The sequence below is a fragment of the Stenotrophomonas sp. GbtcB23 genome, from assembly GCF_019091045.1.
GTDB lineage: Bacteria > Pseudomonadota > Gammaproteobacteria > Xanthomonadales > Xanthomonadaceae > Stenotrophomonas > Stenotrophomonas rhizophila_A.
In genome coordinates this window covers 1-241 of record NZ_JAGXKC010000633.1, presented here as the reverse complement: position 1 = coordinate 241, position 241 = coordinate 1, and the positions used below count along the sequence as shown (strand labels likewise).

Sequence of the window (241 nt, the reverse complement as noted above, 5' to 3'; positions counted from 1 at the left end):
AGGAAGGTGACTTGGGGGTGGGGGTGGCGATGAGCATGGGTATCTGCTGAGGCGCTTGCCTAGCTTCCCATGCTTCGGCCTGGTGGCTGTACAGCTGCTCGATGCCGCGCGCCTTCAGCGCGGCGGTCAGCGCGGCGGGCACATCGGCCGCGATCGGCGCCTAGCGGCGTTCGCGGCCGGGGATCGTGAGACTGCCGGTGATGCGGTCGGCGTAGCGCTGCTGCAGCCGCGTGGTGGGCAG

At 70.1% G+C, this 241-nt stretch carries 1 pseudogene; it reads right to left on the bottom strand.

Annotated elements, in window-relative coordinates:
* Positions 1-241 (bottom strand): annotated as a pseudogene (locus KVS69_RS20380) (hypothetical protein); the annotation flags it as partial.